Genomic DNA, 25,087 nt, shown 5'->3' with positions numbered 1-25,087 from the left:
TTGTATGAAGGTGTCGCCGATACTTTGGGATTGGTTGACGTGGCAACTGTCGTCAGCGGAGACCTCGAGCGCAGCGCGTTGGCCTGAAGCCGATATTTGCCCCGCCCACCTCGCGGCGGCTCGTCGTTTCGGTGAACGCCGGGCACTCAAATTTCGATATTCCGCTACCCAGCAATAACCGATCCGATGGTATCGCCGATACTATCAGGCAATAGATTTGTCTCTGTTGAGAACCGATTCCTGTATCGCACTCTATGGACACGGTGGAGTTAGTTCCCTTCCCCGGAACACTCGCTATCGATAGGAGATCAACCATGCCCCTCAAAATCGCTGTTCTGGTGGGAAGCCTCCGCGCCGGTTCGCTTAATCGCAAGATAGCCGAGCTGCTTGTCCGGCTGCGCCCCGATGTCCTCAGCATGGAGATTGTCGGGATCGCTGATCTGCCATTCTACAATGAAGACATCGAGGAGAACGCGCCGCCGGAGTGGCAGGAATTCCGCGAACGCATCGAAGCGGCAGACGCCGTTCTCTTCGTGACGCCAGAGTACAACCGGTCCGTTCCGGGGGCGCTCAAGAACGCGATTGACGTCGGCTCCCGTCCATATGGGGCGAGCGTGTGGGACGGAAAGCCAGGTGGCGTGGTCACGGCTTCGCCTGGCGCAATCGGCGGATTTGGCGCCAATCACCACCTCCGCCAGATGTTCGTTTTCCTGAACGTGCTGGCCATGCAGCAATTGAAGCCTACCTGAGCCACGCAAGCGACATCTTCGATAAGAGTGGCGCGCTGGCAGATGAGAGGACACGAGAATTTCTCACCAATTTCCTCGACGCCTACGTCCGGTGGGTGACGGCGTGTCTCAGCCATGCCGACGTCGGCCAGAAACATTCGAACTCACACACCAGCCGCACCTTGGTGAGCGCTTGAAGGCGCCAATGAAGGCGATGTCAGATGACAACTCGAGCGCAATATGTCTTCCGCTTGAGTTTGAGCCTCCGACGATGTAGGCCGGCGCATCCGGCAGTGGCCTGGCGTCGGCGGGAAACACGCCGATCAGTTCGCTCATAGCGGCCGGACATATTCAAATGATTGATCCAAGCGTCACGCTTTCGGCCAAACGGCCCGCTCCGCGTCCTGAACGCTCCGTACTTCAGAGTGAATGGCCTGGCGCCGTTACGGCGAAATGCCATCTGCCCGGCAGCTGACAGCTTACGTCTGCCGCGAACTCGTCCACGCGCCCATCGCTGCTTGGTTTCGGATTGGATCGTTACTTCACCAAAGCCAACACGAAAGTATTGGCGATACCATCGTGCAATAGATTTGCCACCGCTGACAGCCGATCTGTAGGTCACATCCATCTGGATCGAGGCAGAGGAGGTCCCGCATGTCAGTAATGTCGCTAACGCCAACTCGACGCGAACTCCTCGCCGCCGCAACGACCACCGTAGCACTCAGCCTCCTCCCAAAGACGCTGCGCGCCGCCGGCAGCGACGCGATCCACCCCTTTACGGTCAAGATCCCTCAAGCGGAGCTCGACGAGCTCCGTCGGCGCATTGCAGCGACGCGCTGGCCCGATCCGGAACCGGTGCATGACCGCTCGCAAGGCATCCAGCTCGCGAACCTGCAGGAGATCGTGCGCTACTGGGAGACCGAATACGACTGGCGCAAGGCAGAGTCGAAACTGAACGCCCTTCCGCAATTTATCACTGAGATCGACGGGCTCGACATCCACTTCATCCATGTTCGCTCGAAACATGAGAACGCGCTGCCGCTCATCGTCACGCACGGATGGCCGGGCTCGATCATCGAGCAGTTGAAGATCATCGATCCACTGACGAATCCCACGGCACATGGCGCGAACGCAGCCGATGCGTTTCATCTGGTGATCCCGTCGATGCCCGGCTTTGGCTTCTCGGGCAAGCCAAACGACACCGGCTGGAATCCCAACCGCATCGCCCGAGCCTGGACGGTGCTGATGAACCGCCTGGGCTACACCCGCTACGTCGCCCAAGGCGGTGACTGGGGCTCGCCGGTTTCGAGCGCCATGGCGCGCCGAAACCCGCCAGGGTTACTCGGTATCCATATCAACTTGCCGGCGACGGTGCCGCAAGATGTGGCGATGGCGCTCGCCGGCGGGGCGCCTGCGCCCGCTGGGCTCTCCGAGAAGGAACGCGCGGCGTTCGATTCGCTCGCAACGTTTTTCAAGAAGTACAGGGCCTACGGCGCAATCATGGGCACGCGACCGCAGGCAATCGGCTACGCCCTTGCCGACACTCCGGTGGGGCTTGCCGCTTGGATACTTGATTACAACAACGGCGAGCCCGAGCGCCTGCTCAACAGAGACGACGTGCTGGACAACATCACTCTGTACTGGCTGACAAACACCGCGACCTCGGCAGCACGGATCTACTGGGAGACAAGCGGTCAAAGCGTTCTTCTCTCCGCGGCGCAGAAAACCGCGGAGATTTCGCTCCCGGTCGCCATAACGGTCTTTCCGGGAGAGGTCTATCGCGCGCCCGAGACATGGGCCCGCCGCGCCTATCGGAATCTGATCTACTTCAACGAAGTCGACCGGGGCGGGCACTTCGCGGCCTGGGAACAGCCTGAACTCCTCGCCGCCGAGTTGCGCACCGCTTTCAGACAGCTGCGCAAATCCACCTGAATCTGAAGCGCGCTCTCACCGCGCGTCACTATCGTCAAACGAAGGAGAATGTCATGAACGGAACGGCACCAACCCGACGAGACGTTCTAGCCACCTTAGCAGCCGCAGGCGCTGTTGGCCTGTTGCCCGAGCAGCCTGCTGCGGCGGCCGCAGATCGCTCGATCCGGCCCTTCACCGTAAAAGTCCCGCAAGCCGCAGTCGATGACCTGCGCCGGCGCATCGCGTCGACGCGCTGGCCCACCAAGGAGCTTGTCGCCGACCGTTCGCAGGGTGTCCAGTACGCGACGATCCGGGAACTCGCCCGCTACTGGGCAACCGACTACGAGTTCGGGCGGCTCGAAGCCCGGCTAAACGCCCTGCCCCAGTTCGTCACTGAAATCGACGGCGTGGACATCCACTTCATCCATGTCAGGTCCCGGCATGAGAACGCGCTGCCGCTGATCATGACCCATGGCTGGCCCGGCTCGGTTGTCGAGCTCCTCGAAACTGTCGGTCCCCTGACCGACCCGACCGCGCACGGCGGCAACGCCGAGGATGCATTCCACCTCGTGCTGCCATCCTTGCCTGGCTACGGCTTCTCCGGCGAGCCGACCGAGCTCGGTTGGGACGCCAGCCGCACCGCACGCGCGTGGGCGGAGCTGATGAACCGCCTCGGCTACACGCGCTACGTCGCCCAAGGCGGCGACGTGGGTGCCCTCGTCACTGACCTGATGGGCCGCCTGGGGGTCGAGGGTTTAGTTGGCTACCACTTGAACCTGCTCACGGCGGTGCTCGCAATCGGCGATAAACTGCCCAAGGAATCCAAACAGGAACGCGCAGCAGCCGAGGCGTTCGCAAGGTTCAGGGACGACGGCTTCGGCTACTTCCTCGAGATGGCAACGCGGCCCCAGACGATCAGCTACGCCATGCTGGATTCACCCGTCGCGCTGGCGGCCTGGATGCTCGATCACGACACAGACAGCTACTACAAGATCTCCCGCGCATTCGTCGACGGCAAGCCCGTGGGCAATCTCACCCGGGATACCATCGTCGACAATATCACGCTGTACTGGCTGACTGGCACCGCAGCGTCGGCGGCCCGGTCGTACTGGGAGGACGGACGAGCACTGGCCGCAGCGCTTGCAAGCGGCGAGGCTCCTCCGGCGGTCACGGTGCCTGTCGGCTTCACGACGTTCCCCGGCGAGATCTGGGCCTCCCCGCGCAGCTGGGTCGAGGCGGTCTACCCCAAGCTCGCGTATTTCAACGAGGTCGATAAGGGAGGTCATTTCGCCGCCTGGGAGGAGCCGGAACTCTTCTCGGCCGAGGTGCGCGCTGCCTTCAGGTCGCTTCGGCCAGCAGACTGATACCGCAAGGACGAAAGGATCCCCACATGAAAACGACTCTATCGATGTCCGTCACCGGAGTGGCATTCTTCGTCGGGAGCAGCCTGGCGCTGGATATGGCGCAAGCGCACGACACCGCACCCGGGGAAACCGTCACCGTCGCGGCGGACAAGCCAATTCCGCATCTGCCAGGTAAGCGCCTGGTCGCCCACGTCGTCGACTACGAGCCTGGGGCGAGCTCGGCCGCGCACCATCACCCCAGCTCTGCGTTCATCTATGCCTATGTCGTCTCGGGCGCGATCCGGAGCCAGGTCGGTGACGAGCCGGCCCGCGTCTACCGCGCCGGTGAGGCGTGGTTCGAGAACCCCGGCTCCCATCATCGGGTGAGCGAAAATGCGAGTGACACCGAGCCGGCGCGCCTGCTTGCCGTGCTCGTCGTGGATGGGCCCGACGAGCAACTGGTGATCCCCGAGCCTCGATGAGGAACCCGCACGAAAGGATACACAAGTCATGTCTCAGCGGATGAACTACAACGCGGCATCGCCGGTCGGGATGAAGGCGCTCGGCGCCGTCTACACATATGTGCGCCAGTCAGGGCTCGCGTCGCGGCTAGTCGATCTCGTTTTCCTGCGCGTGTCGCAGATCAACGGATGCGCCTACTGCATCGACTCGCACTCCCGCGACCTCCTCAAGGGGGGATTGCCTGTCGAGCACCTTGTGCTCGTCTCCGTGTGGCCAGAGGCCGGCCAAATCTTCGACGACGAGGAAAGGGCAGCGCTCGCATGGGCGGAAGTCGTGACGCGCCTCGGCGACCGGGGTGTGCCGGACGACGCCTACGCGGCTGCGGCGGCGGCCTTTGGCGAGAAGCAGCTGGTCGACCTGACGATCACGATCGGCCTGATGAATGCCTACAACCGAGTGGCGATCAGCTTCCGTACGACACCCATGGCGCTCGCCGCCTGATCACTGGACCCGCACCGTGAGAGACTGGAGGACCACATGAAAGCGACACGGATCATCGCGCTAGCGGCCCTTATCGCCGCGACCAGCCCGCCTCTGCATGCTGCGGAATCCGACGAAGCGCGTCTGGGTGATATCCAGCGCACCCATCTCATGAAGGAAGACCTGAGCGTCCCGGGGCGCGAGGTCGTCCAAGTGCGCGTCGATATCCCGGCGGGAGTGACGGCTGCGAGGCACAACCATCCTGGCGAAGAGCTCGTCTATGTCCTCGAAGGCGCGCTCGAGTATCGCCTTGACGGCAGGCCGCCAGTGATCGTCGCGGCCGGCGAGGTGCTGTTCATCCCGAACGGAACATATCACGAGGTGAAAAACGTCGGCAGCGGCAACGCGACGGAGCTCGCCACCTACATCGTCGAAAAAGGCAAGCCGCTTGCAGTGTTGGGTAAGTGAGCAATCCTACGCACCAACATCAGCCCAAGGAGACCGACATGACCACCATGATTGAAGCGCGCAGCGAAGCTGCAATCGAGAATGCGCGCCCTGTCGACCTGAAGTTCGAGGTGACAGCCATCCCCGTCTCGGACGTCGATCGCGCCAAGCGCTTTTACAGCAGTCTGGGCTGGAGGCTCGACGCCGACTTCATCGTCGGAGATGCCTTCCGGGGCGTGCAGTTCACGCCTCCGGGCTCGCCTGCCTCGATTCACTTCGGCAAGGGGGTGACACCGGCCGCGCCTGGCTCGGCGAGCGGGCTCTTTCTCGTCATCTCCGATATCGACGCGGCGCGCGCCGAGCTCGTGAGCCGCGGCGTCGATGTGAGCGAAATCTTCCACGTCGCAGGTCCCGGGCATCCGCCTGTGCCCGGTCCTGATCCGGAGCAGCGCAGCTACCACACCTACGCCACGTTCAAGGATCCGGACGGCAACACCTGGCTGCTGCAGGAGATAACCACCCGCTTCCCGGGCCGCATCGACTCGAACACGACGAGTTTCGCCTCCGCCTCTGATCTGGCGAACGCGATGCGGCGCGCATCGGCCGCTCACGGCGAGCACGAGAAGCGGAACGGCGGCCAGCGGGACGAAAACTGGCCGGGTTGGTATGCCGAGCACATGGTGGCGGAGCAGGCCGGCAAGCCGCTGCCCTGGTGAGCGCCAGCCACCGCGTGATCGAGTTGCCAGCCAACCCAGTTTGAGGAAACCACAATGGACGCCATCGCCACCAGGAACGATCTGGACTCCAATGCCAGGAGGGCATCGATCGCACTTCTGAACGCCCGGCTCGCCGACGCGACCGACCTCGCCTTGCTCACCAAACAGGCTCACTGGAACGTCAAAGGTGCGCAGTTCATTGCCATCCACGAGATGCTCGACGCGTTCCACACGGAGGTCGACGGTCACGTCGACACGATCGCGGAGCGCGCGGTGCAGCTCGGCGGCATCGCGGAAGGCACGTCGCAAGTGATCGCGAAAGCGACCTCGCTGAAGCCATACCCGACCGACATTTCCAAGACGAAGGACCATCTGGCCGCACTCATCGATCGCTATGCACAGGCGGCGAAGCTGGCGCGCGCCGCGATCGACGGAAGCGGCGAGGCGGGCGACGCCAACACCGCGGACATCTTCACCGCCTACTCGCGCTCGCTCGATAAGCTGCTATGGTTCCTGGAGGCGCACACGCAGGAGGAAGAGTGAGCGCCGGACCGAAAGGTGCTAAGCGATCAATCCGAACCGCGCGGAGGCCGCGCGTCGTCATTATCGGGGCCGGGTTCGGCGGCATCGACGCGGTGATCGGGCGGAAGAAGACGGACGTCGACGTGATCGTCATCGACCGCCGCAACTACCATCTGTTGCAGCCGCTGTTGTACCAGGTTGCCACCGCCGGTCTGTTACGCAGGCAAGTCACGAACCTCCGCTTGCAAGCCGGTCGCTCCGTAGCGTTCGGTCTTGATTATGGCCGGATCTATTCCGGCCGTGATCGTTCCCTCGGCCGCCGCCTCGACGAACGGATGTGAGCCGCAGATCATCACCTGGCGCACACGCATCCTCATGGCTCCGACGATGCCCGCGATGAATTCGGCATCGATGCGACCAGCCCGGAATGGATGCGCTCCGGCCTCACGTGTCAGTGCCACCATCAGGCTGAAGCCGTCGCCTGAAGCCGCCAATTTCGAAAGTTCGTCAAAGAACAGTAGATCCTCGCGCAACCGCGCCGAGAACACCAAAACCACAGGGACTCGCGATACAATCGCTGCTCGGTGGCGCAGCATCGACATGAAGGGCGCTACGCCCGAGCCGCCGCCAATGAACAGCACTGGGCCGCCATCCTCAGGGGTCCAGTTGAAATGTCCACCGACAGGGCCGCCGATCTCAATTTCATCGTCCACCTGTGCGATGTCATGCATGAAGGGTGAAACCTCGCCGTCGTCAAACCTCTCAATCGCGAGTTCGAGCTCTTCACCAGCATTGGGCGCGGAAGCGATCGAGTAGCTGCGTTGGGCGCGATAGCCGTCCGGTGCGGTCAGCCGAAGCAAAACGTGCTGACCGGGCCGGAACAAAAAGGGCTCCGGGAGACGAAAGAAGAAGCTTTTCACGCGTAGCGACTGCGTCTCGATACGCGTAATGATCGCGTTCTGCCAGTTCATGGGCGTGTCAATCGTTCGTGTAGCGCTGTTCCCGCCACGGATCGCCATAACGGTGATAGCCGCGCAGCTCCCAGAAACCGAGTTCGTCCTTTTTGGTGAACTGCAAGCCGTTGATCCACTTGGCCGATTTCCAGAAATAGAGATGTGGCACCAGCAGCCGCGCCGGCCCGCCATGGTCGGGCGGGATCGGCTTGCCTTCGTAACGCGTGGCGACCATTGCTTTGCCGACCACGAGGTCGGCGGTCGGCACGTTGGTCGTGTAGCCGTCATAGGAATGGGCGAGTGTAAAACCGGTAGGCGGCTCGATGCCGGCGTCGGCCAGTATGTCATCCACCAGTACGCCTTCCCAGGCGGTGTCGAACTTCGACCATGTCGTCACACAATGGATGTCGCGCGTCATCTTGGTCTGCGGCAGCGCGTTGAATTCGGCCCAGCTCCAGCTCTTCACCGGCCTCACGCCGTCCTTTAGCGCGAACGACCAGTCCCCGGTCTTGATGCGCGGCGTCGGCCCGGCCGACAGCACCGGGAAGTCCGCGACGACATGTTGACCGGGAGGAAGCCGGATCAACTGACCGGAATCAGTGGATCTCCGTAGAAAACCGCGGGTGATCACAATCCTATCTCCTTTTAGAGTGGCCGCTTCAAGGCCGCGGTGTCGATGGGCAGTTTTCTCAGGCGCTTGCCCGTGGCGGCAAAAATCGCGTTGGCAACAGCGGGGGCGATGCACGAAGTCCCTGCCTCGCCAATTCCGCCCGGCAACTCCTGGCTCTGCACGATATGCACCTCGACCCTCGGCGCCTCGTTCATGCGCAGGATCTGGTAGCTGTCGAAGTTCGTCTGCTCGACACGACCGTTCTTGACGGTGATGTTGCCGTAGAGCGCGGCTGTGACGCCGAACATGACTCCGCCCTGGATCTGTGCCGCGACTGTGTCGGGATTGACGACGATGCCGCAATCGACCGCGCACACGACGCGCTGGACGCGGACCGCGCCGTCCTGCGCCACCTCGACTTCGGCGACTTGGGCCATGTAGGTCGCAAACGCGTTCTGGATGGAGATGCCCCGGCCCATCCCCGGCGGCAGCTTCTCTCCCCAGCCGGCCTTTTCGGCGGCAAGCTCGAGCACGGCCTTGGCTCGGGGCGTCTTGTGGAGCAGCGCGAGTCGGTAGGCGACCGGGTCCTGGTTCGCGGTCGCCGCCAGCTCGTCCATGAAGCTTTCGGTCACGAAGACATTGCGCGACGGCCCCACACTGCGCCAGAACGCGGTAGGAATACCCGGCGGCTCGACGCGCACATACTCGACGTGAAGATTGGGGAGGTCGTAGACTAGGTCGATGGCGCCTTCGGTCGTGTCCGGATCGAGGCCATTGTTGAACGCGACCGGCAGCGCTCTCGCGACCACTGACGAGCCGGCATAGTGATGGTTCCACGCGACCGGCATTCCTCTTGGGTCGAGGCCGGCGGACAGCCGGTGCAAGAACATGGGCCGGTACATGTCATGCTGGACGTCTTCCTCACGCGTCCAAACGACCTTGACGGGACCGCCGACGTGCTTGGCAATCTCGACGGCGCGAACGACCCAATCCACCTCGAGCCTGCGGCCGAAACCGCCACCGATCAGGTGGTTGTGCACGACGACCTTGTCCAATGGCAGGCCGCAAGCTTCCGCCGCGGCGCTTTGGGCCGACGCAAGGGCCTGGGTGCCGACCCAGATTTCACAGCCCTCCTTGCGCACATGGGCAGTGCAGTTCATCGGCTCCATCGTCGCATGTGCGAGGAACGGAAGCTGATAGGTCGCCTCGACCTTGGTAGAGGCGCTCGCTATCGCACCCTCAACGTTGCCGACATTCTCCGCGACAGCTCCGGACCTGAGCGTCGCCTGTTCGAGTTCGCCGGCGATCGCCTCCGTAGTGAGCTCGGCATGCGGCCCGTCATCCCATTCGATCACCAGTGCCTCGAGCCCCTTCTTCGCCGCGCCCATGTGATCCGCCACGACGGCGACGGCATCGTCGAGCTGCACGATCCGGCGGACACCATTGACAGCCTTGGCTGCGACATCGTCGACGCGCTTGACCCGGCCGCCGAACACCGGCGATTGCGCGAGCGTCGCAATCTTCACGCCTGGCGGCCGAACATCGATGCCGAAGACTGCGGTTCCGTTCACCTTTGTGGGCGTGTCGAGACGTTTGGCAGGCGTGCCAATGAGCTTGAAGTCCCGCGGTCGCTTGAGAGCGACGTTTTCGGGAACGGGCATGCGGGCCGCATCGCCGGCAAGCCCGCCATAGCCTAGGCGTCTGCCGGTCGGCGCGTGGACGACCTCGCCACGTTCTGCGCGGCAGGTCGCCGCATCGACATTCCAGCGTTTCGCCGCTGCGGCCACGAGCATGATCCTCGCTGCCGCACCGGCCTGGCGCAGCGGCTGCCATGCGCCGCGAACTGCGTTCGAGTTGCCGGTCCTCTGAACACCAAGGAGTGGATTGACGTAGAGCCTTTCGTTGGGCGGGGCATGTTCCAGCCAGACCTGTTGGAGGTCCACCTCCAGTTCTTCGGCGATCAACATAGGTATCGACGTGTAGGTGCCCTGGCCCATTTCGACGTAAGGCATGATCAGGACGATCTTGCCGTCGCTACCGATGCGGATGAAGGCGTTTGGCGCGAAGACGTCGTCGGCCGCTTCGGCCGCGTGGGTTGCAAACGGCAGGCTGAGGCTCAGAATCAAGCCTCCGCCCGCGGCGGCGCCGGACCGGAGAAAGCTGCGCCGGGAGAGAGTGTTCACTGATCGTCGTTCATCTCGACCGGAAGCCAGGGAGGCCTGATGATCGATCGTCATGGTACCCTCCTCTCAGCTCGCCGCTGCGTGCTTGATGGCCTCGCGGATGCGGATGTAGGTCCCGCAGCGGCAGATGTTGCCCGACATTGCATCGTCAATGTCGGAATCTGAGGGATTGGAGTTGTTGGCGAGGAGTTCCACAGCAGACATGATCTGACCCGACTGGCAGTAGCCGCACTGGACGACCTCCTGATCGAGCCAGGCCTTCTGGATCCTTGCACCCGCCGACGTCGTGCCGATTGCCTCGATCGTCGTGATCGCGGAGGTTCCAACGCTGTCGATGGGCGTGACGCAGGAACGGGTAGCGACTCCGTCGACATGCACCGTGCAGGCACCGCAGAGCGCCAGGCCGCAGCCGAATTTCGTGCCGGTCATACCGAGCACGTCGCGCAGCACCCACAACAAAGGGGTGTCGTCGTCGACATCCACGTTATGCGTCTGACCATTGACTTTGATCGTGAACGTCATGGCGCCCTCTCCTGCCTGGTGGCGAGCGCCCCTGTTATCCACGGGCGCTGCATCTCCAAATTGTCGAGGCGAGCCGGGCTGGTTCTTGCCCACCGCTTGGGGATCTCGCCTTGTCAGGCGCACAAGATCGGCTGACTGCAGCGCCAAATCTATTGCACGATGGTGTCGCCGATACTTTTGTATTGCTGGAGCAACAGGCACTTCGAACTATTCATGGCCGAGAGTGGACGTTTCTCGCCAATACCAAAGTATTGGCGAGACCATTGCACTATCGATTCGGCGGAACTCCTCTGGCAAGCTGGTCGAGGCAAGCAATCGTTGCGCCCCTTCAGTCGGCGCGAAGCCTTGCGAAAAAATGGCCGGCTCGTTTGCGCGAGGAGCACGCGATGATTCCCAGCAGCACAGTTCGTGAAGCCAACGTGAATCAGCCGCCCCCCTCGATGATGGCCTGGCGCGTGCATGAGTTTGGGCCCCCGGACGTCATGAGATTCGAGCGAATCCCGCGGCCCGACCCCGGCCCTGGTGAGGTCCTTGTCAAGGTTGAAGCCGCCGGGGTTGGGCCATGGGACGGCTGGATCAGGGCCGGAAGGAGCGTTTTGCCGCAACCGCTTCCCCTTACCTTGGGATCGGATATGTCCGGTGAAATCGTCGCGGTGGGATCTGGGGTTTCTGACCTGCGTGCGGGAGATCAGGTTTATGGCGCTGCTGGTGCTGCGAGTCCCCGGTTTATCGGGGCATATGCCGAATTTGCTCTCGCTTCACCAGCGATGATCGCTAGGAAGCCAGCCTCGCTGACGCACATCGAAGCTGCCTCTGTTTCGGTCATTGCCGTGACGGCCTGGCAGGCGCTGTTTGATCAAGCCCAGCTAGAAGCTGGCCAAACAGTGCTTGTTCATGGGGCGGCGGGAAGCGTCGGCGCGTATGCGGTTCAGCTGGCCCGCCGCGCGGGTCTACGAACCTTCGCGACTGCTGCAACACAAGATATATCCTATGTGCGGGAGCTCGGCGCCGACACCGTGATCGATTTCCAGGTCCAGCGCTTTGAGGAAGTGGTAAATGATGCTGACGCTGTCATCGATCTGGTCGGTGGCGAAACACAAAAGCGTTCGTTTCAGGTTCTCCGCAGAGGCGGCAAGTTGGTTTCGGCGGTGTCCCATCCCGATCAGCATCTTGCGCAGAACCACGGCGTCGAAGCCGCCTTCTTTCTGGTCAAGGTCACTAGCCAGTATCTGGCGGAGATCGCGACCCTGATTGACCGTGGAGAGCTCAAGACTCGTGTCGGTGCGGTCCTGCCCCTGGCGGATGCACGCGAGGCCCATCTGATGCTCGAAGGCCTACGGCCTCGGCCGAAGGGAAAGATCGTGCTTGCCGTCGGGACAAACTAAGCGATGCACGTCGGAGTCCGTGGGATGATTCCTGCTCAGCTCCATAAGCGCGTCGACGTGATATGAGCTGGGGTGTCTCCACCCGCCTGGAGGAGTAAGCTTGGTCGACTTCGACTGGACGGCCCTAATCCCACTTCTCTCCGGCCTGATCGGCGCGTTGGTAGGCGGCGGCATCGGCTACTTTGCGCAAATCCGGACTCTCGAGGCGGATCTCGCTGTGCGACGAAAGTCTTTGGCTCAAGCGCTGGCTGCTGAAATCGAGGCGTTCCAGAGGATCGTCAACAGACGGGACATGCCCGGCCGGTGCCAAGCGGCGGCCGACGCCGCGAGGGCGGGAAACGAAAACGCCGTTCGGGAGTGGCTAAGCGAACAGGACGGGAGAATGGAAATCCTGTCGATCTACCACGCGAATTTGGGCAATATCGGCCTTCTTGGTCCTGTTTGTGTGGAGCTAGTGACTTTTGTCGGTCTAGTCCAAGCCATCTTGACCACGATCAGGGGAGCCCACGAGGGGATTTACGACAAACTGGATGGTGGGCAGGTTGCCGATCTATTTGAAAGCGAACTGGAGTTGTGGCGTCTATCGGAGAAACTGGCCGCGAAGGTGATTGCCGATTTGAGAGCTATCACCTGACCGTGAGCAGCGCACGGGCGGGTGCGATGCCTAAGGCTTCTCGGATCGGCCGTAGACCTATGATCCAAGTCCTCAACGAGCCTTGAACATGCGCTATGAACTTACCGACCGGCTGTCATCAAGCCGATGCTAAGACAAGCTGCATGGCGTGCTGCCGGGTGAACGACCGTCGTGTTTTCTTCAACGGCATCTTCTGGGTCTTAAGACGGGGCGCCATGGACCGAACACTACCTGCTACACCCGCTCCGTTCGCTGGGGACGGTCGGTGTTTTGGAATCGCGGCATAGACGCGCACGCCGCTGGCGCATGATGCGGCTGTCCTGTAACGAATCGATAGACACCTCGATTTTGCGGGTTCATCAGCCCTTCGCGAGCGGCGAGGTCGAATGCCGGCGGAACTTGCCGCATGGCGAGCCGCACAGAAGCGGCGGGCGCGCGAGGCACTCTGCTGCTCCTACATCTCTACTGGAGCAAGTCGCGCGACCGTATCGGCCGACTTGCCGTATCTCGTTGTTTCAGCATTGGACACGCCCACCGCTCATCGCCTCCCCGATCACTGACGCTCCGATTTCGTCGATCGCCCACAACGTCACGCAACTCCGACGGAACAAATGCAGCCAGATGGTCGAGCGAGACACTACGCCAGCGCAGCGCGCCCAAACGAATACGAAAAACGCCGGTCCCATCCGTGAGGTGAGAGCTCGCAGTTTCATGGCCCGATTTCCGTTCGATCGTCAACGCAATCCGGAAATGGAAGGCGGCATCGCCGGCAGCCACAGGTCGATCGCAGTTCCTTGGCATGGGGTGCTTGTGATCGACAGCCCACCACCTTGACTTTTCATCAGCTGGCTCAGCATCGCCAGGCCGAGGCCTGTTCCGTCACTTCTGGTCGAGAAGTAGGGCATTCCCGCACTTCGGAGCGTCGCGGGGCTCATACCGCTACCTGTATCGGCCACCGACAGGCGGATCATAGGTTCGCGCAACTCGGAACTGCTACCAGGCTGTCGGCCGATGGCGGCGGCGATGACGACCTCCCCGCCGTCCGGCATCGCATCGCGGGCGTTGAGCACCAGATTGAGCAATGCCCGCTCCATATGCTGTCGGTCGATGACAGCACGTGGAAGATGGTCGGCAACATCGAACTGGAGAATGATATCGGTCGGCAACACGCTGTTGAGAACCGGCCCCAGGGACTCCAGAAGCTGGCTTATATCCACCGCCGCCGGCCGGAGTTTCTGGGGGGTAGCAAAATCGAGCAGCTGTCTCGCCAGCATCTTGGCGCGAAACGCGCAGAATATTGCTGTGTCGATGCGACTGCACTGTCTCGACGTGCCGACCTTCTGACTTTGCAGGTCCTCCAGGATCGTGACGATCGGGGTGAGGAAATTGTTGAAATCGTGGACGATCGAGGCGAGCAGTACTCGCGGATCGGTGCCTGACGGCGCAGCAATGTTCTCGACTACACTACGATATCGGGATGTCCGAGGCTGTCGTTCGATCATGTCCTCTCTCCATCTGAGTCGCCGGAAGAACATTTCCGGAAACGTTCGCAGGGCTGACGGAGAAGGCGAAGCCACTGACCGTCGATCTGACCGAGTGCCTGACGCGATTTCCTGTCCGCTTCTTATATCCGCTGGATGAACAGAATTGGTCAAAGGAGCAGGCAAATCTATTGGACGATGGTATCCTCGATACTTTTGCATCGGTTGTGTAACGGCAGATTTCGGTTAGCGTTTGGATCGCGCGATTGCCGCAACATTGGAAGACGGATCCGACGCCGAAGCACTCATAGTAGAGTGTTTCCATCGGGTGTGGCGAAAGGCCTCGTACGGGTTCGATTCCCGTATCGCGCACGACTAGACTAGTCACTCGTCGCCCGACTACTCAGATTTCAAGCGGTCGGTTCGGAGTCGTCCGCGACATCAATCCATTGGCTCTAGATGGGCTAACAGCCAATGGTCGTACAGTCCTTCCCGGAGCCAGTAGCCACGCTTGTCAAGTCGGGCAACGCGGTGCTTCACCCGCCGCATCATGGTCAAGAAGACCTGTCCGGGCAGATTCATCGCGAGGAGATACTGATGGACGGATGCCCCGGCCAAATACCGAACAGATAGGCACTTGGAGCGCTATCGGCTTTCGGCAGCTGCAGCGAAGCCGGCCAGTGCTAAGCCTCCGACTCGGAAATGGGCAATCGCAAGGTCACGGTCGTGCCGACGCCCTGTTGGCTTTCGATGTAAAGGCGTCCTCCTGCCCCATGGACGAAGCTCATCACCATTGGCAAGCCATGGCCGCCTAATCCGGTCGTCTTTGTGGTGAAAAAAGGATCGGTGGCACGGAGCAGCGTATCCCTGGTCATGCCGACGCCGTTGTCTGCTACACCTAGCTCAACATTCGGCGCGGCCTGCCCCTCATAAAAAAGAGCAGCGGTGAGTGAGATCACGCCGCCCTTCGGCATTGCGTCGCGCGCATTGAACAGCAGGTTCATAATGGAACTTTGCAGATCTGCACGACTGTATGTCACGATTGGCAGGTCCGGGCTCGCGTGCAGATCGAAACGGATGTTGGGCGCCCAGGTGCCTTTGATCAGAACCTCAATCTCGGCCAGGCAGGCCAACACGCTGGATGCCTCATCGGTGCTGTCGCTTTTGAGTGCCAGCCGCACGTTGGGGCCGTCATTTGCAGGTTTCATCATGGACGCGATCCGGGAGACAGCAACATGGCGTGCGGGTGAACTGTTGTGAGAATCAGAACCCTCGCGGCGGTACAAACAGGCAGACGGTGTGCCCGTCATTCGCTCCGGCCACCGAACACCAATGAAACACGCCATCGGGACTGTTCTTGATCCGGCTGTCCGCATAGGTAATTACTTCACCCGTACCCTCGATGACGTAGCCTTCCGGGCGCTCTCCGATGGCGTTGTCTGCGACTTCCCTGCAATCGTAGCCGGAGCAACAGGAGAAGGGATAAGACCATCCCTGCGGCTGCGCCGCGGTTGGCAATGCGTCATGCGCTCGCGCCTTCGGTGTTATCAGGAACACATGTGCGCCCACCAAAAAGGCAATACCCATGGCCAGCAGCTTTATGCCCGCGAAGGCCTTGCTGCGCGCGAGCCTGCTACCATCGACGCATTTGGTATGGCAGCGGCCGAGCGGGTCAAAGTTGCAGTCGACTGCGTGCTTCGGTTTCATGTCAAAACTCCTGCACTGGCACCGGCGCTCTCCGGCGATCGGCGAACGCCGATGCGCGCGTGTTAATTTACGGCTGCGAATGGCACGCTCTGGGGTGCCCATCGCTTCGCCGAAGCACTGCGTTGTCATTGACGTTCGGCACGCGGTCTCGGCAACGTGCGTCTCGTATTCAGCATGACCGCGCTGCGCGCGTAGGCCGGTCCGGGACCCCGCATGTAGTGGAGCTCCGGCCGATATCGGGGCGCAACAAGTTCACGAAGCGCTGAAAGAAGTGGCGGAAGGGTTGAGAATAGTTTCATGACGCGAATCCTTTCTATCGAGCCACGACTGCATGATCGGAGGTCATGCACAGATTTTATTCAGGAGCCGATACGAATCTATTGTACGATGGTGTCTCCGATACTTTAGCATCGGATTGCGCGACCAATCTGTTGCGAGGATAATGCCGATGCTTTGGAGTCGGTTAGCTGAGAACGGCGCTTTGTCGGCCGAAGCGCTCAAATTCCAGATCTGCTGTCCGTCGGAAGCCGGCTATTGGATGAGCTAGACCCGCCGCACCCCGAGCTAGTGCGCGATGCCGAGCTTTGCCGCCATGTTGACTAGGTCCGGCAGAGAGCCAGCCTTCATCTTACGCATCACCTGACCGCGGTGTGCCTTCACGGTGATCTCGCTTATACCGAGTTCGAAGCCGACCTGCTTGTTCAGTAGACCGGAGACCACCAGCGCCATCACTTCGTGCTCCCGACGGCTGAGTAATGCGTAGCGATCTCGCAGCGCATGGATTTCAGAGTCTAGAGCAAGCAAATTCTTGCTACGCTCCAGCGCCTGCTCGATGGCGGTCAGCAGTACCTCGTCACTGAAGGGCTTCGTCAGGAACTCGACGGCGCCGGCCTTCATCGCCTTCACCGTCATCGGCACGTCGCCGTAGCCCGTGACGAAGATGATCGGCATATCAGTGCGCTCGACGGAGATGAATCGCTGCAGATCGAGTCCGCTAAGATCCGGAAGATTGACGTCGAGGATCAGGCAGTTCGGAACCAGCGCTCGCGGACACAAGAGGAATTCCTGGGCTGACTCGAACGTTTTCGGCTGCCAGCCTGCGGTACTGATCAGCAATTCGAGGGACTCGCGCACGGAAACATCATCGTCGACGACGAAAACGACGGGTGTTTCGTCCGACATGGATGCCGACCTCGCTTCATCGCCTTGGGCAGTCGCCAGATCCGTAGTCATTGCTCCTATCTCCATGTGATGGCCACAAAGTGGCATGACGCCTAGGGCTCACTGAGCGCTATGTTGATCGCCTCCTGAAGGGCCGCTTCGCTGAACGGCTTGAACAGGCACTCCACCGCGCCCTGCGCGAGCAAGCGCGGCCGCACGGTGTCGTCTCGGTGCGCAGTGATGAAGACGATCGGAATCGGAAGGCCCCGACGCTCGAGTTCCCGCTGCAGATCGGGTCCTGTCATGCCCGGCATGGAAACGTCGAGGATCAGGCATCTGGTCCTACCGACAATATCGGACGCCAGAAACTCCTCCGCCGACGCGAAAGCCTTGGCGCTGAAGCCGAAAGCCCTGAGCAGGTCGGGTAACGACTCGCGTACGGACTCGTCGTCATCGACCACCGACACGAGTGGAACTGTAACATTCATGAAATCCCCGCTGAATTCTCGGATTTGCTCTCGACCAGTTCCCCAAGGATTCCAGTCTCGTGGAGAGGATTCTCCTCCCTGATGTATTCGGGAATGGAAAAGGAGAATGTGGCTCCCGAGCCATCATTGGCGACAGCCCACAGTCGGCCGTGATGTTGCTCGATTATGGAGCGGCTTACAGACAGCCCTATCCCCATGCCGTCATTTTTCGTTGTGTAGAACGCTTCAAAAAGTCGCTCTATGCCGTCAGGCCCGAAACCGATGCCGGTGTCTTGTATGCTGAGGCGTATCTGATGATCTTCATCTAGGTCAGTGCTGATCAGCAACCGTCTCGGGCGATTGTTGACGCCGCTCATCGCATCCGCACCATTGCGGAGTAGGTTTATGATCACTTGTTGGAGTTGGATTCGATCGCCGCCGACCAGCGGAAGCCCGTCGGCGAGTTCGGTGTGCAGAACCACTCGGCTTCTCTGCAGGTCGCCCCAGAAGAGGGCAATTACCTCTCGCGCCGCTTCATTCAGGTCGATCGGCTCGATCCTGGGTGTCCTCTTACTGAAGAGAGCGCGTAAGCGCGCGATCACGTCGGCCGCACGATTCCCGTCGCGGATGGTGCGACGTGCGGTTTCCTGCGCGACATCAATGTTGGGCGGATTGGCGGCCAGCATGCGCAAGCACGTGCTGGCATTGGTGATGATACCCGATAACGGCTGGTTGACTTCGTGCGCGATCGAGGCGGTCAACGCTCCGAGGCTCGTGACCCTGGCAACATGTGCGAGTTCGGAACGGGCCTTGTTGAGTGCCTCGTCCGCGACTCGACGCTCTGTCACATCCTGGACCGCAGCGAGGCATTCGACCCGGCCATCCTGGTGACGGACCACACGACCGAATGTGCGCAGGTATTTCACCCGGTCATCTGGCATTCGCAGCCGGATCTCGTAACCAAGATAGCCGTGGCCCGCCCGAACCCGAGCCATCTGCTCGGACAGGAGCGGAACGTCTTCGGGGTGGACGCGCGCAAGAACCTGCTCAAGGGTTACGACCGCATTCGAGTCAAACTCGAAGATACGACAGAGTTCTTCCGAAAAGGCGACCTCGTCGGTGTCTACACGCCAAGAGAAACTGCCGGTCGAACTGAGCTGTTGGCCCTCAGCAAGCATCGTTTCACTACGCCTAAGCGCTGCTTCAGTCCGCGAACGTTCGATGGCGATGCTCGCAAGGTGCGCCGCATGCGCGATGAGACTTTGATGCTGCGGCGACGGGCTCGCAGGCTGACGCTGATAGAGGCAAAGGGTGCCAAGGACGCGTCCATCCTTTGCATAAATTGGCGTGCTCCAGACCGATCTCAGTCCGTGTTCCAGAACGTGGGTTCGAACAGAGGAGTGACGCCAGCGCGGGTCCGTATCCATATCCTCCGCAACAACCTGAACCTTCTGACGCACTGCTATCGCGCAGGGCAATGCGTCGCCGTTAAGAGACAGCCCAGCAATGGGATCGGTGTAACTGGCAGGAAGCGAGGGCGCCACGCTATATTCGATGCTTGGTCCGCTCCAATCGATCGGGTGGACGTCGCAATAGCAGCCCGGGCCAGCCTCTTCGACCATCTCGCACAACGCACCGAGAACATCGCGAAGCGGACTGCCGGACGCAATCATCTCCAGCAGATGCTTCTCTCGGGCGAGGTCCGTCTCCGCGCGTTTGCGGTCGTCGATATCCGTGTCCACGCCGTACCATTTGACGATGTTGCCGTGCTCATCCCGCAGCGGATTGACCCGTAACAGCAGCCACCGATACTCGCCATCAGACCGTCGCACCCGCGCTTCCGCTTCCCCTGGCTTTCCGGACGCTAGGCCGGCCCGCCACCAGCTTGTCAGCCCGGCGAGGTCGTCGGGATGTACATAGTTTGCCCAGCGCCAGTCTTGTGGCCGTTCAGGAGGAAGCCCGAGGTAATCGAGGTAGTGGTGGCTGACGAATTCGGTCGTGCTTTCAGGACTGGCCGCCCACACAAGCGCGGGAATCGTGTCGATCATGACCTTGAGATTGCGTTCGCTTTCGCGCAGGGCCTCTTCGGCCCGCTTGCGGTCATCGATGTCGGTATTGACCCCGTACCATTTGACGATGTTTCCGGATGCATCGCGCAATGGGCTGGCACGGAATAGAAGCCACCTATACGCGCCATCAAGGTGGCGCAGCCGAGCTTCGGCCTCTCCCGGCTTTCCCGAAGCCATGATAGCCTGCCAAGTGGCAGTCAGCCCGCCGAGGTCGTCCGGATGAACCGTCACCGCCCAGCCCCAGCCCTGCGCCTGATCGGCTGAGAGCCCGACATAGTCGAGATAGTGCTGGTTGAAGAATTCGGCTGAACCGTCCGGGCGGGCCGACCACACAAGTCCGGGAATGGTATTGATGATGAGTTTGAAATTGCGCTCGCTCTCGCGGAGCGCTTCCTCGGCGCGTTTCCGGTCGTCAATATCGATGCTGACTCCGTACCATTTGATGATATTCCCAGCTTCGTCGCGCAGCGGATTGGCACGAACTAGAAACCATCGATATATGCCGTCGAAACGGCGGAGGCGTGCCTCCGCCTCCCCCGATTGCCCGGATGCTAAAATGGCCTCCCAAGCAGCAGTAAGTCCGTCTACGTCGGCTGGATGGACCGCTGCTGTCAGGTCCCAGTACTCGGACAGCGCAGTTGCCGGTAACCAATCCTTTGATTGGCCGATCGAGGCGCCCACATAGTGAAGATAGTGCTGGTTGAAGAATTCGGCGGAACCATCTGGGCGGGCAGACCATGCCAGCACAGGAATCGTGTTGATGATCTCGTTGAGGTTTCGCTCGCGTGCCGTGAGAGCCTCTTCGGCGCGTTTGCGCTCGTCAATGTCGATAAGCAGGTTGTACCAGCGCACGATGCGCCCGTTCGCATCCCGGAGCGGAAATCCGCGAGACTGAAACCAGCGGTAGACACCATCGAAACGTCGAGCGCGGACTTCGTCCTCGAAGGGTTCACCCGACGCGATTGATTGCGTGAAGTATTCGACGGCGCGCGACAAATCCTCAGGGTGGGTCATGTCGCTGGTCTCCCAGCGCTTTAGCTCCTCAAAGGTTTTGCCAAAGAACTCGATAACTTGGCGGTTGACGAATTCCAGCTCACCATCGGGCGTAAAGGCCGCGATCATGCCGGGTATGCTGTCCACGATCGACTTGGCGTAACGTTCGCTTTCACGCAACGCCTCCTCGGCGCGTTTGCGCTCGTCGATGTCATTGACCGAGACGCACCACCGGACAACACGCCCGTCGGCATCCTTCAACGGACGATGCCGAGCCTCGAACCAACGATATGCACCATCGAATCGACGCATACGGTATACGATGTCGAATGGGTCGCCGGAATTGATGCCTTTCTTGAAGCTTTCGACCGCGTGCGGACGATCATCAGGATGAACGAGGTCGCTCCCGCTCCATCTCTCCAAATCCTCTTCCGTCTTTCCCGTATAGTCCAGGATTTGGCGATTGATCAGTTCCGGCGTACCGGTCGGCGTCAAAAGTGAGACCAGGGTCGGGATGTTGTCCAGAACCACGCGAGCCTCTACGTCGCGCGCGCGCAGGGTGTCTTCAGCCCGCCGAGAGTCCTCGACGTCCGTCGCCACACCGCACCACTTGATGATATGTCCTGCATCGCCGTGCAACGGGTTGCATTGGACTAGAAACCAACGATACTGCCCGTCGAAGCGTCGGACGCGCGCCTCCATCTCGCCGGGCTCGCCGGACGCCAGAATCGACCGCCAGCGTTCGAGTACAGTGGGCAGGTCCTGCGGATTTACCGCAGCCTGCCACTCCCAGCCGTGGGCTTCGTCCGCGCTGAGACCAGTGTAGTCGGACCAGCGTCGATTGGCGAAGTCGATATGCCCATCAGGCCGCGCCGTCCACACCATGGCCGGCAGAGAGTCCAGGACGCGGCCGGGATCGATCTCCATTGCCATCCTTTCACGTGTATCTGCGCGCGCGTGAGGATGCGCCGGGCCAACGTAAACGTCTATTGTGCCTTGGTGTCGGTTTGGGCGGTGGATACGTGTCAGCCGTTCCGCCAAGACAAAAGTATTGCCGATACCATCGTGCAATAGATTTGGCTCCTCTGACAGTCGATCAATGTGCCCTGTCCGAACACATCCGGCAGACAGAGGGCATGATCCTATCGAGCGCGGGCGGTTCGCTGGCGGCCGGTGAATTCGATCCCGGTCCACCGCGCGTGAACTCACGCCTCTGCCGCACAACCGAACAGGAGCAAGAAATGTCTACGAGCTTCAAGGGCATCGCTGTGGTAACAGGTGCCTCCTCAGGAATCGGCGCGATCTATGCCGATCGGCTGGCACGCCGCGGTTATGACCTGATCCTTGTGGCGCGCAACCACAAGAAGCTGGACGAGGTGGCGAAGCGCATCGCCGGCGTGACAGGCCGCGCCGTGAATGCAATCGCGGCCGACCTCAACAACAAGGTGGACCTCGCCCGCATCGAGACGCTGCTCGCCACTCACTCCGGCATTACCATGCTGGTCAACAATGCCGGCGTCGGCGCTCTTGCGCCGCTGCTGCAGTCCGACGTCGATGAAATGGAGGAGATGATCGAGCTCAACGTGACTGCGCTCACCCGCTTGACCTACGCCATGGTTCCGGCATTCGTAGCGCGCGGCGGCGGCACGATCGTCAACATCAGCTCGATCGTCGCAATAACGCCGGAAATCCTGAACGGGGTCTACGGCGCGACGAAAGCCTACGTGCTAGCGCTCAGCCTGTCGCTCCACAAGGAGCTTGCCGACAAGAATGTGCGCATCCAGGCCGTCTTGCCAGGTGCAACCGCCACGAACTTCTGGGGCGCCGCCGGCGGCTCGGTCGAGCAGCTGCCGAATCAGATGGTCATGAAGTCGGACGAGTTGGTCGACGCGGCGCTGGCTGGCCTCGAACAAGGCGAGCTCATCACCATTCCATCGCTTCCTGACGTGGCGGACTGGCAGGCTTACGAGGCGGCGCGGCAGAAGCTCATCCCGAACCTGTCCCTCAACGTCTTGCCGGCACGCTACCGGCTCTCCGCTGCCGCGTAACGAGGCACCCTGAATGTGCGGCGCAATTTGGCCGCCGCGACCCACAAGGGGAAATCATATGATCAGCAAGTTCTCATTCGGTGACCCGATCTTGGTGACTGGAGCGGCCGGCGACGTTGGTGCCATCGGCCGTCACCTCACAGCGATGCTGCGCGCCAGGGGCCATAGGGTGCGCGCCCTGGTTCGACGCGAGGATGAACGCGCCAAGGGCTTGCGCCAGCTCGGGGCCGAGGTTGTGCAAGGCGATCTGACCGATCTTGCCTCGATGCACCGGGCGATCGAAGGTTGCCCGCGCATCTATTTTGGAATGTCAATCTCGACTGCCTATCTCGAAGCCGCGGTCAACATCGCCGCCGTGGCACGTCACCACGCCGTGGAAGCGTTCGTGAATATGTCGCAGATGACTGTGACCCAGATGAACATTTCCGAGACGACTGAAAGCCCGCAGCACAAACTGCACTGGCTTGCCGAGCAGGCGTTGTCCTGGTCCGGGCTGCCGGTGGTCACGGTGCGGCCGACAGTTTTTCTGGAAGGCTTTTTCCTGCGTCTTGCCGCTGCTGGCGTGCGAGATCACGACGAACTGGCGCTTCCGCTGGGCAGCAGCAAGACATCGCCGATCTCGGCTGCTGACGTGGCGCGCGCCGTTTCCGTGATCCTTGACGATCCTGCCCACCACATCGGCCGAGTGTACAATCTGACTGGATTTGAATCCGCGGATCTGGACCACGTCGCAGCGGCGTTCTCCGCGGCCCTCGGCCGTACGATATGCTATCGCGACGTGCCGCTGTCGCTATGGTTGGACAAGCTCCGTGAGCTGGGGGTGCCGGCGCACCTCGCCAAGCACTTGGCAGTAATGGCCGAACTGCACATGGCGGGCCGGTATGATCGTATGACGGATGACCTGTTCAAGCTCATCGGAAGGAAGCCGACGAGCGTATACGAGTTCGTGAAATCGAACGCCGCTGAATTCACGCGGGTTGGAGTCCCGGCCTGAGCAGCTGGTCGCCGTCCCGCCACCGCCTGCGCAATCACTGAAAAGCAAAGGTTCGGATATGAATAGGACCTATCTCGAGCGGATCGATCGCCGCCACTTCTTCGGCGCTGCGGCCATGATTGCAGCCGTCCCGCTGGTGATGATCGTGCCGGCTAACGCGCAATCTGGCGCGGGAGCGGCGGCGACCATCAAGCCGGGGACGAACACATCGTTCGGCTCGTTGAAGGAGATCGATGCCGGGGTGCTGAGCGTCGGCTACGCCGAGCTAGGCCCGATCGATGGCCGGCCCATCATCCTCCTCCACGGCTGGCCGTACGACATCCACACCTACGTCGAGGTCGCTCCAATCCTTGCGGCGAAGGGACATCGGGTCATCGTGCCTTACCTGCGCGGCCACGGCACGACCCGTTTCCTGTCGAGCGAGGCTCCGCGCAACGCCCAACAATCGGCACTGGGCGCCGACGTTATCGCCCTGATGGATGCGCTGGGGATCGAGAAGGCCATCATCGCCGGCTGCGACTGGGGCGCCCGAACCGCGAACATTGCCGCCGCGCTTTGGCCGGAACGTTGCACGGCAATGGTCTCGGTGAGCGGCTATCTCATCGGCAACCAAGAGCTCGGTATGATGCCGTTGCCGCCGAAAGCCGAGTTGCAGTGGTGGTACCAGTATTACTTCGCCACTGACCGCGGCCGTGCCGGCTACGAGAAATACACGCGCGATTTCGCGAAGCTGATCTGGCAGATCGCTTCGCCACAGTGGGCTTTCGACGACGCCACATTCGAACGGAATGCGACGGCATTCGACAATCCGGATCACGTCGACATCGTGATTCATAACTATCGCTGGCGGCTTGGACTGACAGAAGGTGAGGCGCGGTACGACGAGCTGGAGAAACGGCTTGCCCAGGCACCAGTCATCACCGTGCCGACGATCACTCTCGAAGGCGACGCCAACGGCGCGCCGCATCCGGAACCAAGCGCGTATGCCAAAATGTTTTCGGGCAAATACGAGCACCGCACCATCTCGGGCGGCATAGGTCACAACCTGCCCCAGGAGGCGCCTGAGGCTTTTGCTCAGGCGGTGATCGATGTTGCCGGTCTTTGATCGCGATCCGGAGCAAATTGCTGAGGCTACTACGGTCAGCCGGTCTCCAATTTGGATGTGCCCCGCGCGCCAGATGGGTCGGCGCGAGATGCTCGAATCCCACGTATCGTCGCAGCCGGGCTTAGCGACTACCAGCATTGATTGAGGAACCCGGGCATACAGCCTG

At 61.3% G+C, this 25,087-nt stretch carries 23 protein-coding genes and 3 pseudogenes; 16 read left to right on the top strand and 10 right to left on the bottom strand.

Translation table 11 applies throughout. The annotated features are described in order from the left end of the window. Positions 1 to 314 precede the first annotated feature (314 nt). The 9 genes and pseudogenes from F3H98_RS25675 to F3H98_RS31905 all read left to right on the top strand — a co-directional run. Positions 315 to 749: an NADPH-dependent FMN reductase gene (locus F3H98_RS25675; protein WP_342211636.1), complete on the top strand. Its 435-nt coding sequence runs from the start codon at positions 315 to 317 to the stop codon at positions 747 to 749. A gap of 633 nt (positions 750 to 1,382) precedes the next feature. After that, positions 1,383 to 2,660, top strand: a complete 1,278-nt coding sequence (locus F3H98_RS25670) for an epoxide hydrolase family protein (RefSeq protein ID WP_149763178.1) — start codon at positions 1,383 to 1,385, stop codon at positions 2,658 to 2,660. 53 nt (positions 2,661 to 2,713) lie between these two features. Continuing rightward, positions 2,714 to 4,003, top strand: coding sequence for an epoxide hydrolase family protein (locus tag F3H98_RS25665; RefSeq protein WP_149763177.1), 1,290 nt, complete (start codon positions 2,714 to 2,716; stop codon positions 4,001 to 4,003). A 26-nt stretch (positions 4,004 to 4,029) separates the two neighbouring features. Then, positions 4,030 to 4,464 (top strand): cupin domain-containing protein, encoded by a 435-nt coding sequence (locus F3H98_RS25660; RefSeq protein ID WP_210249708.1) that lies wholly within the window; start codon positions 4,030 to 4,032, stop codon positions 4,462 to 4,464. Between the two features lie 28 nt (positions 4,465 to 4,492). Then, positions 4,493 to 4,945 (top strand): carboxymuconolactone decarboxylase family protein, encoded by a 453-nt coding sequence (locus F3H98_RS25655; protein ID WP_149763176.1) that lies wholly within the window; start codon positions 4,493 to 4,495, stop codon positions 4,943 to 4,945. Positions 4,946 to 4,981: 36 nt separating this feature from the next. Further along, positions 4,982 to 5,392, top strand: coding sequence for a cupin domain-containing protein (locus F3H98_RS25650; RefSeq protein ID WP_149763175.1), 411 nt, complete (start codon positions 4,982 to 4,984; stop codon positions 5,390 to 5,392). Between the two features lie 38 nt (positions 5,393 to 5,430). Next, a complete protein-coding gene (locus tag F3H98_RS25645) occupies positions 5,431 to 6,087 on the top strand; it encodes a VOC family protein (RefSeq protein ID WP_425294872.1) in 657 nt (218 codons plus the stop codon). Positions 6,088 to 6,141: 54 nt separating this feature from the next. Next, positions 6,142 to 6,630, top strand: a complete 489-nt coding sequence (gene dps, locus F3H98_RS25640; RefSeq protein ID WP_149763174.1) for a DNA starvation/stationary phase protection protein Dps — start codon at positions 6,142 to 6,144, stop codon at positions 6,628 to 6,630. Then, positions 6,594 to 6,773 (top strand): annotated as a pseudogene (locus F3H98_RS31905) (hypothetical protein); the annotation flags it as partial. The gene dps and the pseudogene F3H98_RS31905, both read left to right, overlap by 37 nt. 51 nt (positions 6,774 to 6,824) lie before the next feature. On the opposite strand, the gene F3H98_RS25630 reads toward F3H98_RS31905, so the two are convergent. Genes F3H98_RS25630 through F3H98_RS25615 form a run of 4 tightly spaced genes read right to left on the bottom strand, consistent with a single transcriptional unit; the run spans position 6,825 to position 10,877 of the window. Then, positions 6,825 to 7,580 (bottom strand): FAD-binding oxidoreductase, encoded by a 756-nt coding sequence (locus tag F3H98_RS25630; RefSeq protein WP_149763172.1) that lies wholly within the window; start codon positions 7,578 to 7,580, stop codon positions 6,825 to 6,827. A 7-nt stretch (positions 7,581 to 7,587) separates the two neighbouring features. After that, a complete protein-coding gene (locus F3H98_RS25625) occupies positions 7,588 to 8,193 on the bottom strand; it encodes a sulfite oxidase-like oxidoreductase (RefSeq protein ID WP_149763171.1) in 606 nt (201 codons plus the stop codon). 14 nt (positions 8,194 to 8,207) lie between these two features. Further along, complete coding sequence (locus F3H98_RS25620) at positions 8,208 to 10,409, bottom strand: xanthine dehydrogenase family protein molybdopterin-binding subunit (RefSeq protein WP_149763170.1); 2,202 nt, start codon at positions 10,407 to 10,409, stop codon at positions 8,208 to 8,210. A 12-nt stretch (positions 10,410 to 10,421) separates the two neighbouring features. Further along, entirely contained in the window at positions 10,422 to 10,877 is a 456-nt protein-coding gene (locus F3H98_RS25615; protein WP_149763169.1) for a (2Fe-2S)-binding protein, read from the bottom strand. Positions 10,878 to 11,317: 440 nt separating this feature from the next. Here F3H98_RS25615 and F3H98_RS25610 point away from each other — a divergent pair, with 440 nt between their 5' ends. The 3 genes and pseudogenes from F3H98_RS25610 to F3H98_RS31900 all read left to right on the top strand — a co-directional run. Next, the gene (locus F3H98_RS25610) at positions 11,318 to 12,262 is read left to right on the top strand and encodes an NADP-dependent oxidoreductase (protein WP_149763194.1); all 945 of its coding nucleotides are present in this window, start codon (positions 11,318 to 11,320) and stop codon (positions 12,260 to 12,262) included. A 100-nt stretch (positions 12,263 to 12,362) separates the two neighbouring features. Further along, positions 12,363 to 12,896 (top strand): hypothetical protein, encoded by a 534-nt coding sequence (locus tag F3H98_RS25605; RefSeq protein ID WP_149763168.1) that lies wholly within the window; start codon positions 12,363 to 12,365, stop codon positions 12,894 to 12,896. 126 nt (positions 12,897 to 13,022) lie between these two features. After that, a pseudogene (locus F3H98_RS31900) lies at positions 13,023 to 13,197 on the top strand (IS5/IS1182 family transposase); the annotation flags it as partial. A gap of 433 nt (positions 13,198 to 13,630) precedes the next feature. On the opposite strand, the gene F3H98_RS25595 reads toward F3H98_RS31900, so the two are convergent. After that, positions 13,631 to 14,398: an ATP-binding protein gene (locus tag F3H98_RS25595; RefSeq protein WP_244621895.1), complete on the bottom strand. Its 768-nt coding sequence runs from the start codon at positions 14,396 to 14,398 to the stop codon at positions 13,631 to 13,633. 239 nt (positions 14,399 to 14,637) lie between these two features. On the opposite strand from F3H98_RS25595, the pseudogene F3H98_RS25590 reads away from it, so the two are divergent. Continuing rightward, a pseudogene (locus F3H98_RS25590) lies at positions 14,638 to 14,749 on the top strand. Positions 14,750 to 15,060: 311 nt separating this feature from the next. Here F3H98_RS25590 and F3H98_RS25585 read toward each other — a convergent pair. The 5 genes from F3H98_RS25585 to F3H98_RS25565 all read right to left on the bottom strand — a co-directional run bounded on the left by F3H98_RS25585 (position 15,061) and on the right by F3H98_RS25565 (position 21,701). Next, positions 15,061 to 15,588, bottom strand: a complete 528-nt coding sequence (locus tag F3H98_RS25585; protein WP_244621894.1) for a sensor histidine kinase — start codon at positions 15,586 to 15,588, stop codon at positions 15,061 to 15,063. A 52-nt stretch (positions 15,589 to 15,640) separates the two neighbouring features. Next, on the bottom strand, positions 15,641 to 15,964 hold the full coding sequence (locus F3H98_RS25580) for a hypothetical protein (protein ID WP_244621900.1): 324 nt from the start codon (positions 15,962 to 15,964) through the stop codon (positions 15,641 to 15,643). Between the two features lie 684 nt (positions 15,965 to 16,648). Then, positions 16,649 to 17,266: a response regulator transcription factor gene (locus tag F3H98_RS25575; RefSeq protein ID WP_149763193.1), complete on the bottom strand. Its 618-nt coding sequence runs from the start codon at positions 17,264 to 17,266 to the stop codon at positions 16,649 to 16,651. 92 nt (positions 17,267 to 17,358) lie between these two features. Next, positions 17,359 to 17,733, bottom strand: coding sequence for a response regulator (locus F3H98_RS25570; RefSeq protein ID WP_149763164.1), 375 nt, complete (start codon positions 17,731 to 17,733; stop codon positions 17,359 to 17,361). After that, on the bottom strand, positions 17,730 to 21,701 hold the full coding sequence (locus F3H98_RS25565) for a PAS domain-containing protein (protein ID WP_188130558.1): 3,972 nt from the start codon (positions 21,699 to 21,701) through the stop codon (positions 17,730 to 17,732). Before F3H98_RS25565 ends, F3H98_RS25570 begins: the two co-directional genes overlap by 4 nt. Positions 21,702 to 22,015: 314 nt before the next feature. Here F3H98_RS25565 and F3H98_RS25560 point away from each other — a divergent pair, with 314 nt between their 5' ends. The 3 genes from F3H98_RS25560 to F3H98_RS25550 all read left to right on the top strand — a co-directional run bounded on the left by F3H98_RS25560 (position 22,016) and on the right by F3H98_RS25550 (position 24,921). Continuing rightward, entirely contained in the window at positions 22,016 to 22,822 is an 807-nt protein-coding gene (locus tag F3H98_RS25560) for an SDR family NAD(P)-dependent oxidoreductase (protein ID WP_149763162.1), read from the top strand. A 58-nt stretch (positions 22,823 to 22,880) separates the two neighbouring features. Next, positions 22,881 to 23,816 (top strand): NmrA family NAD(P)-binding protein, encoded by a 936-nt coding sequence (locus tag F3H98_RS25555; protein ID WP_149763161.1) that lies wholly within the window; start codon positions 22,881 to 22,883, stop codon positions 23,814 to 23,816. A gap of 139 nt (positions 23,817 to 23,955) precedes the next feature. Continuing rightward, positions 23,956 to 24,921 (top strand): alpha/beta fold hydrolase, encoded by a 966-nt coding sequence (locus F3H98_RS25550; protein WP_244621899.1) that lies wholly within the window; start codon positions 23,956 to 23,958, stop codon positions 24,919 to 24,921. Positions 24,922 to 25,087: the final 166 nt, after the last annotated feature.

The sequence above is a fragment of the Neomesorhizobium albiziae genome, assembly GCF_900114255.1.
In the GTDB taxonomy this organism is placed as follows: Bacteria; Pseudomonadota; Alphaproteobacteria; order Rhizobiales; family Rhizobiaceae; genus Neomesorhizobium; species Neomesorhizobium albiziae.
The sequence above is the reverse complement of the archived record's forward strand: the minus strand, read 5'-3'. Positions and strand labels throughout refer to the sequence as shown.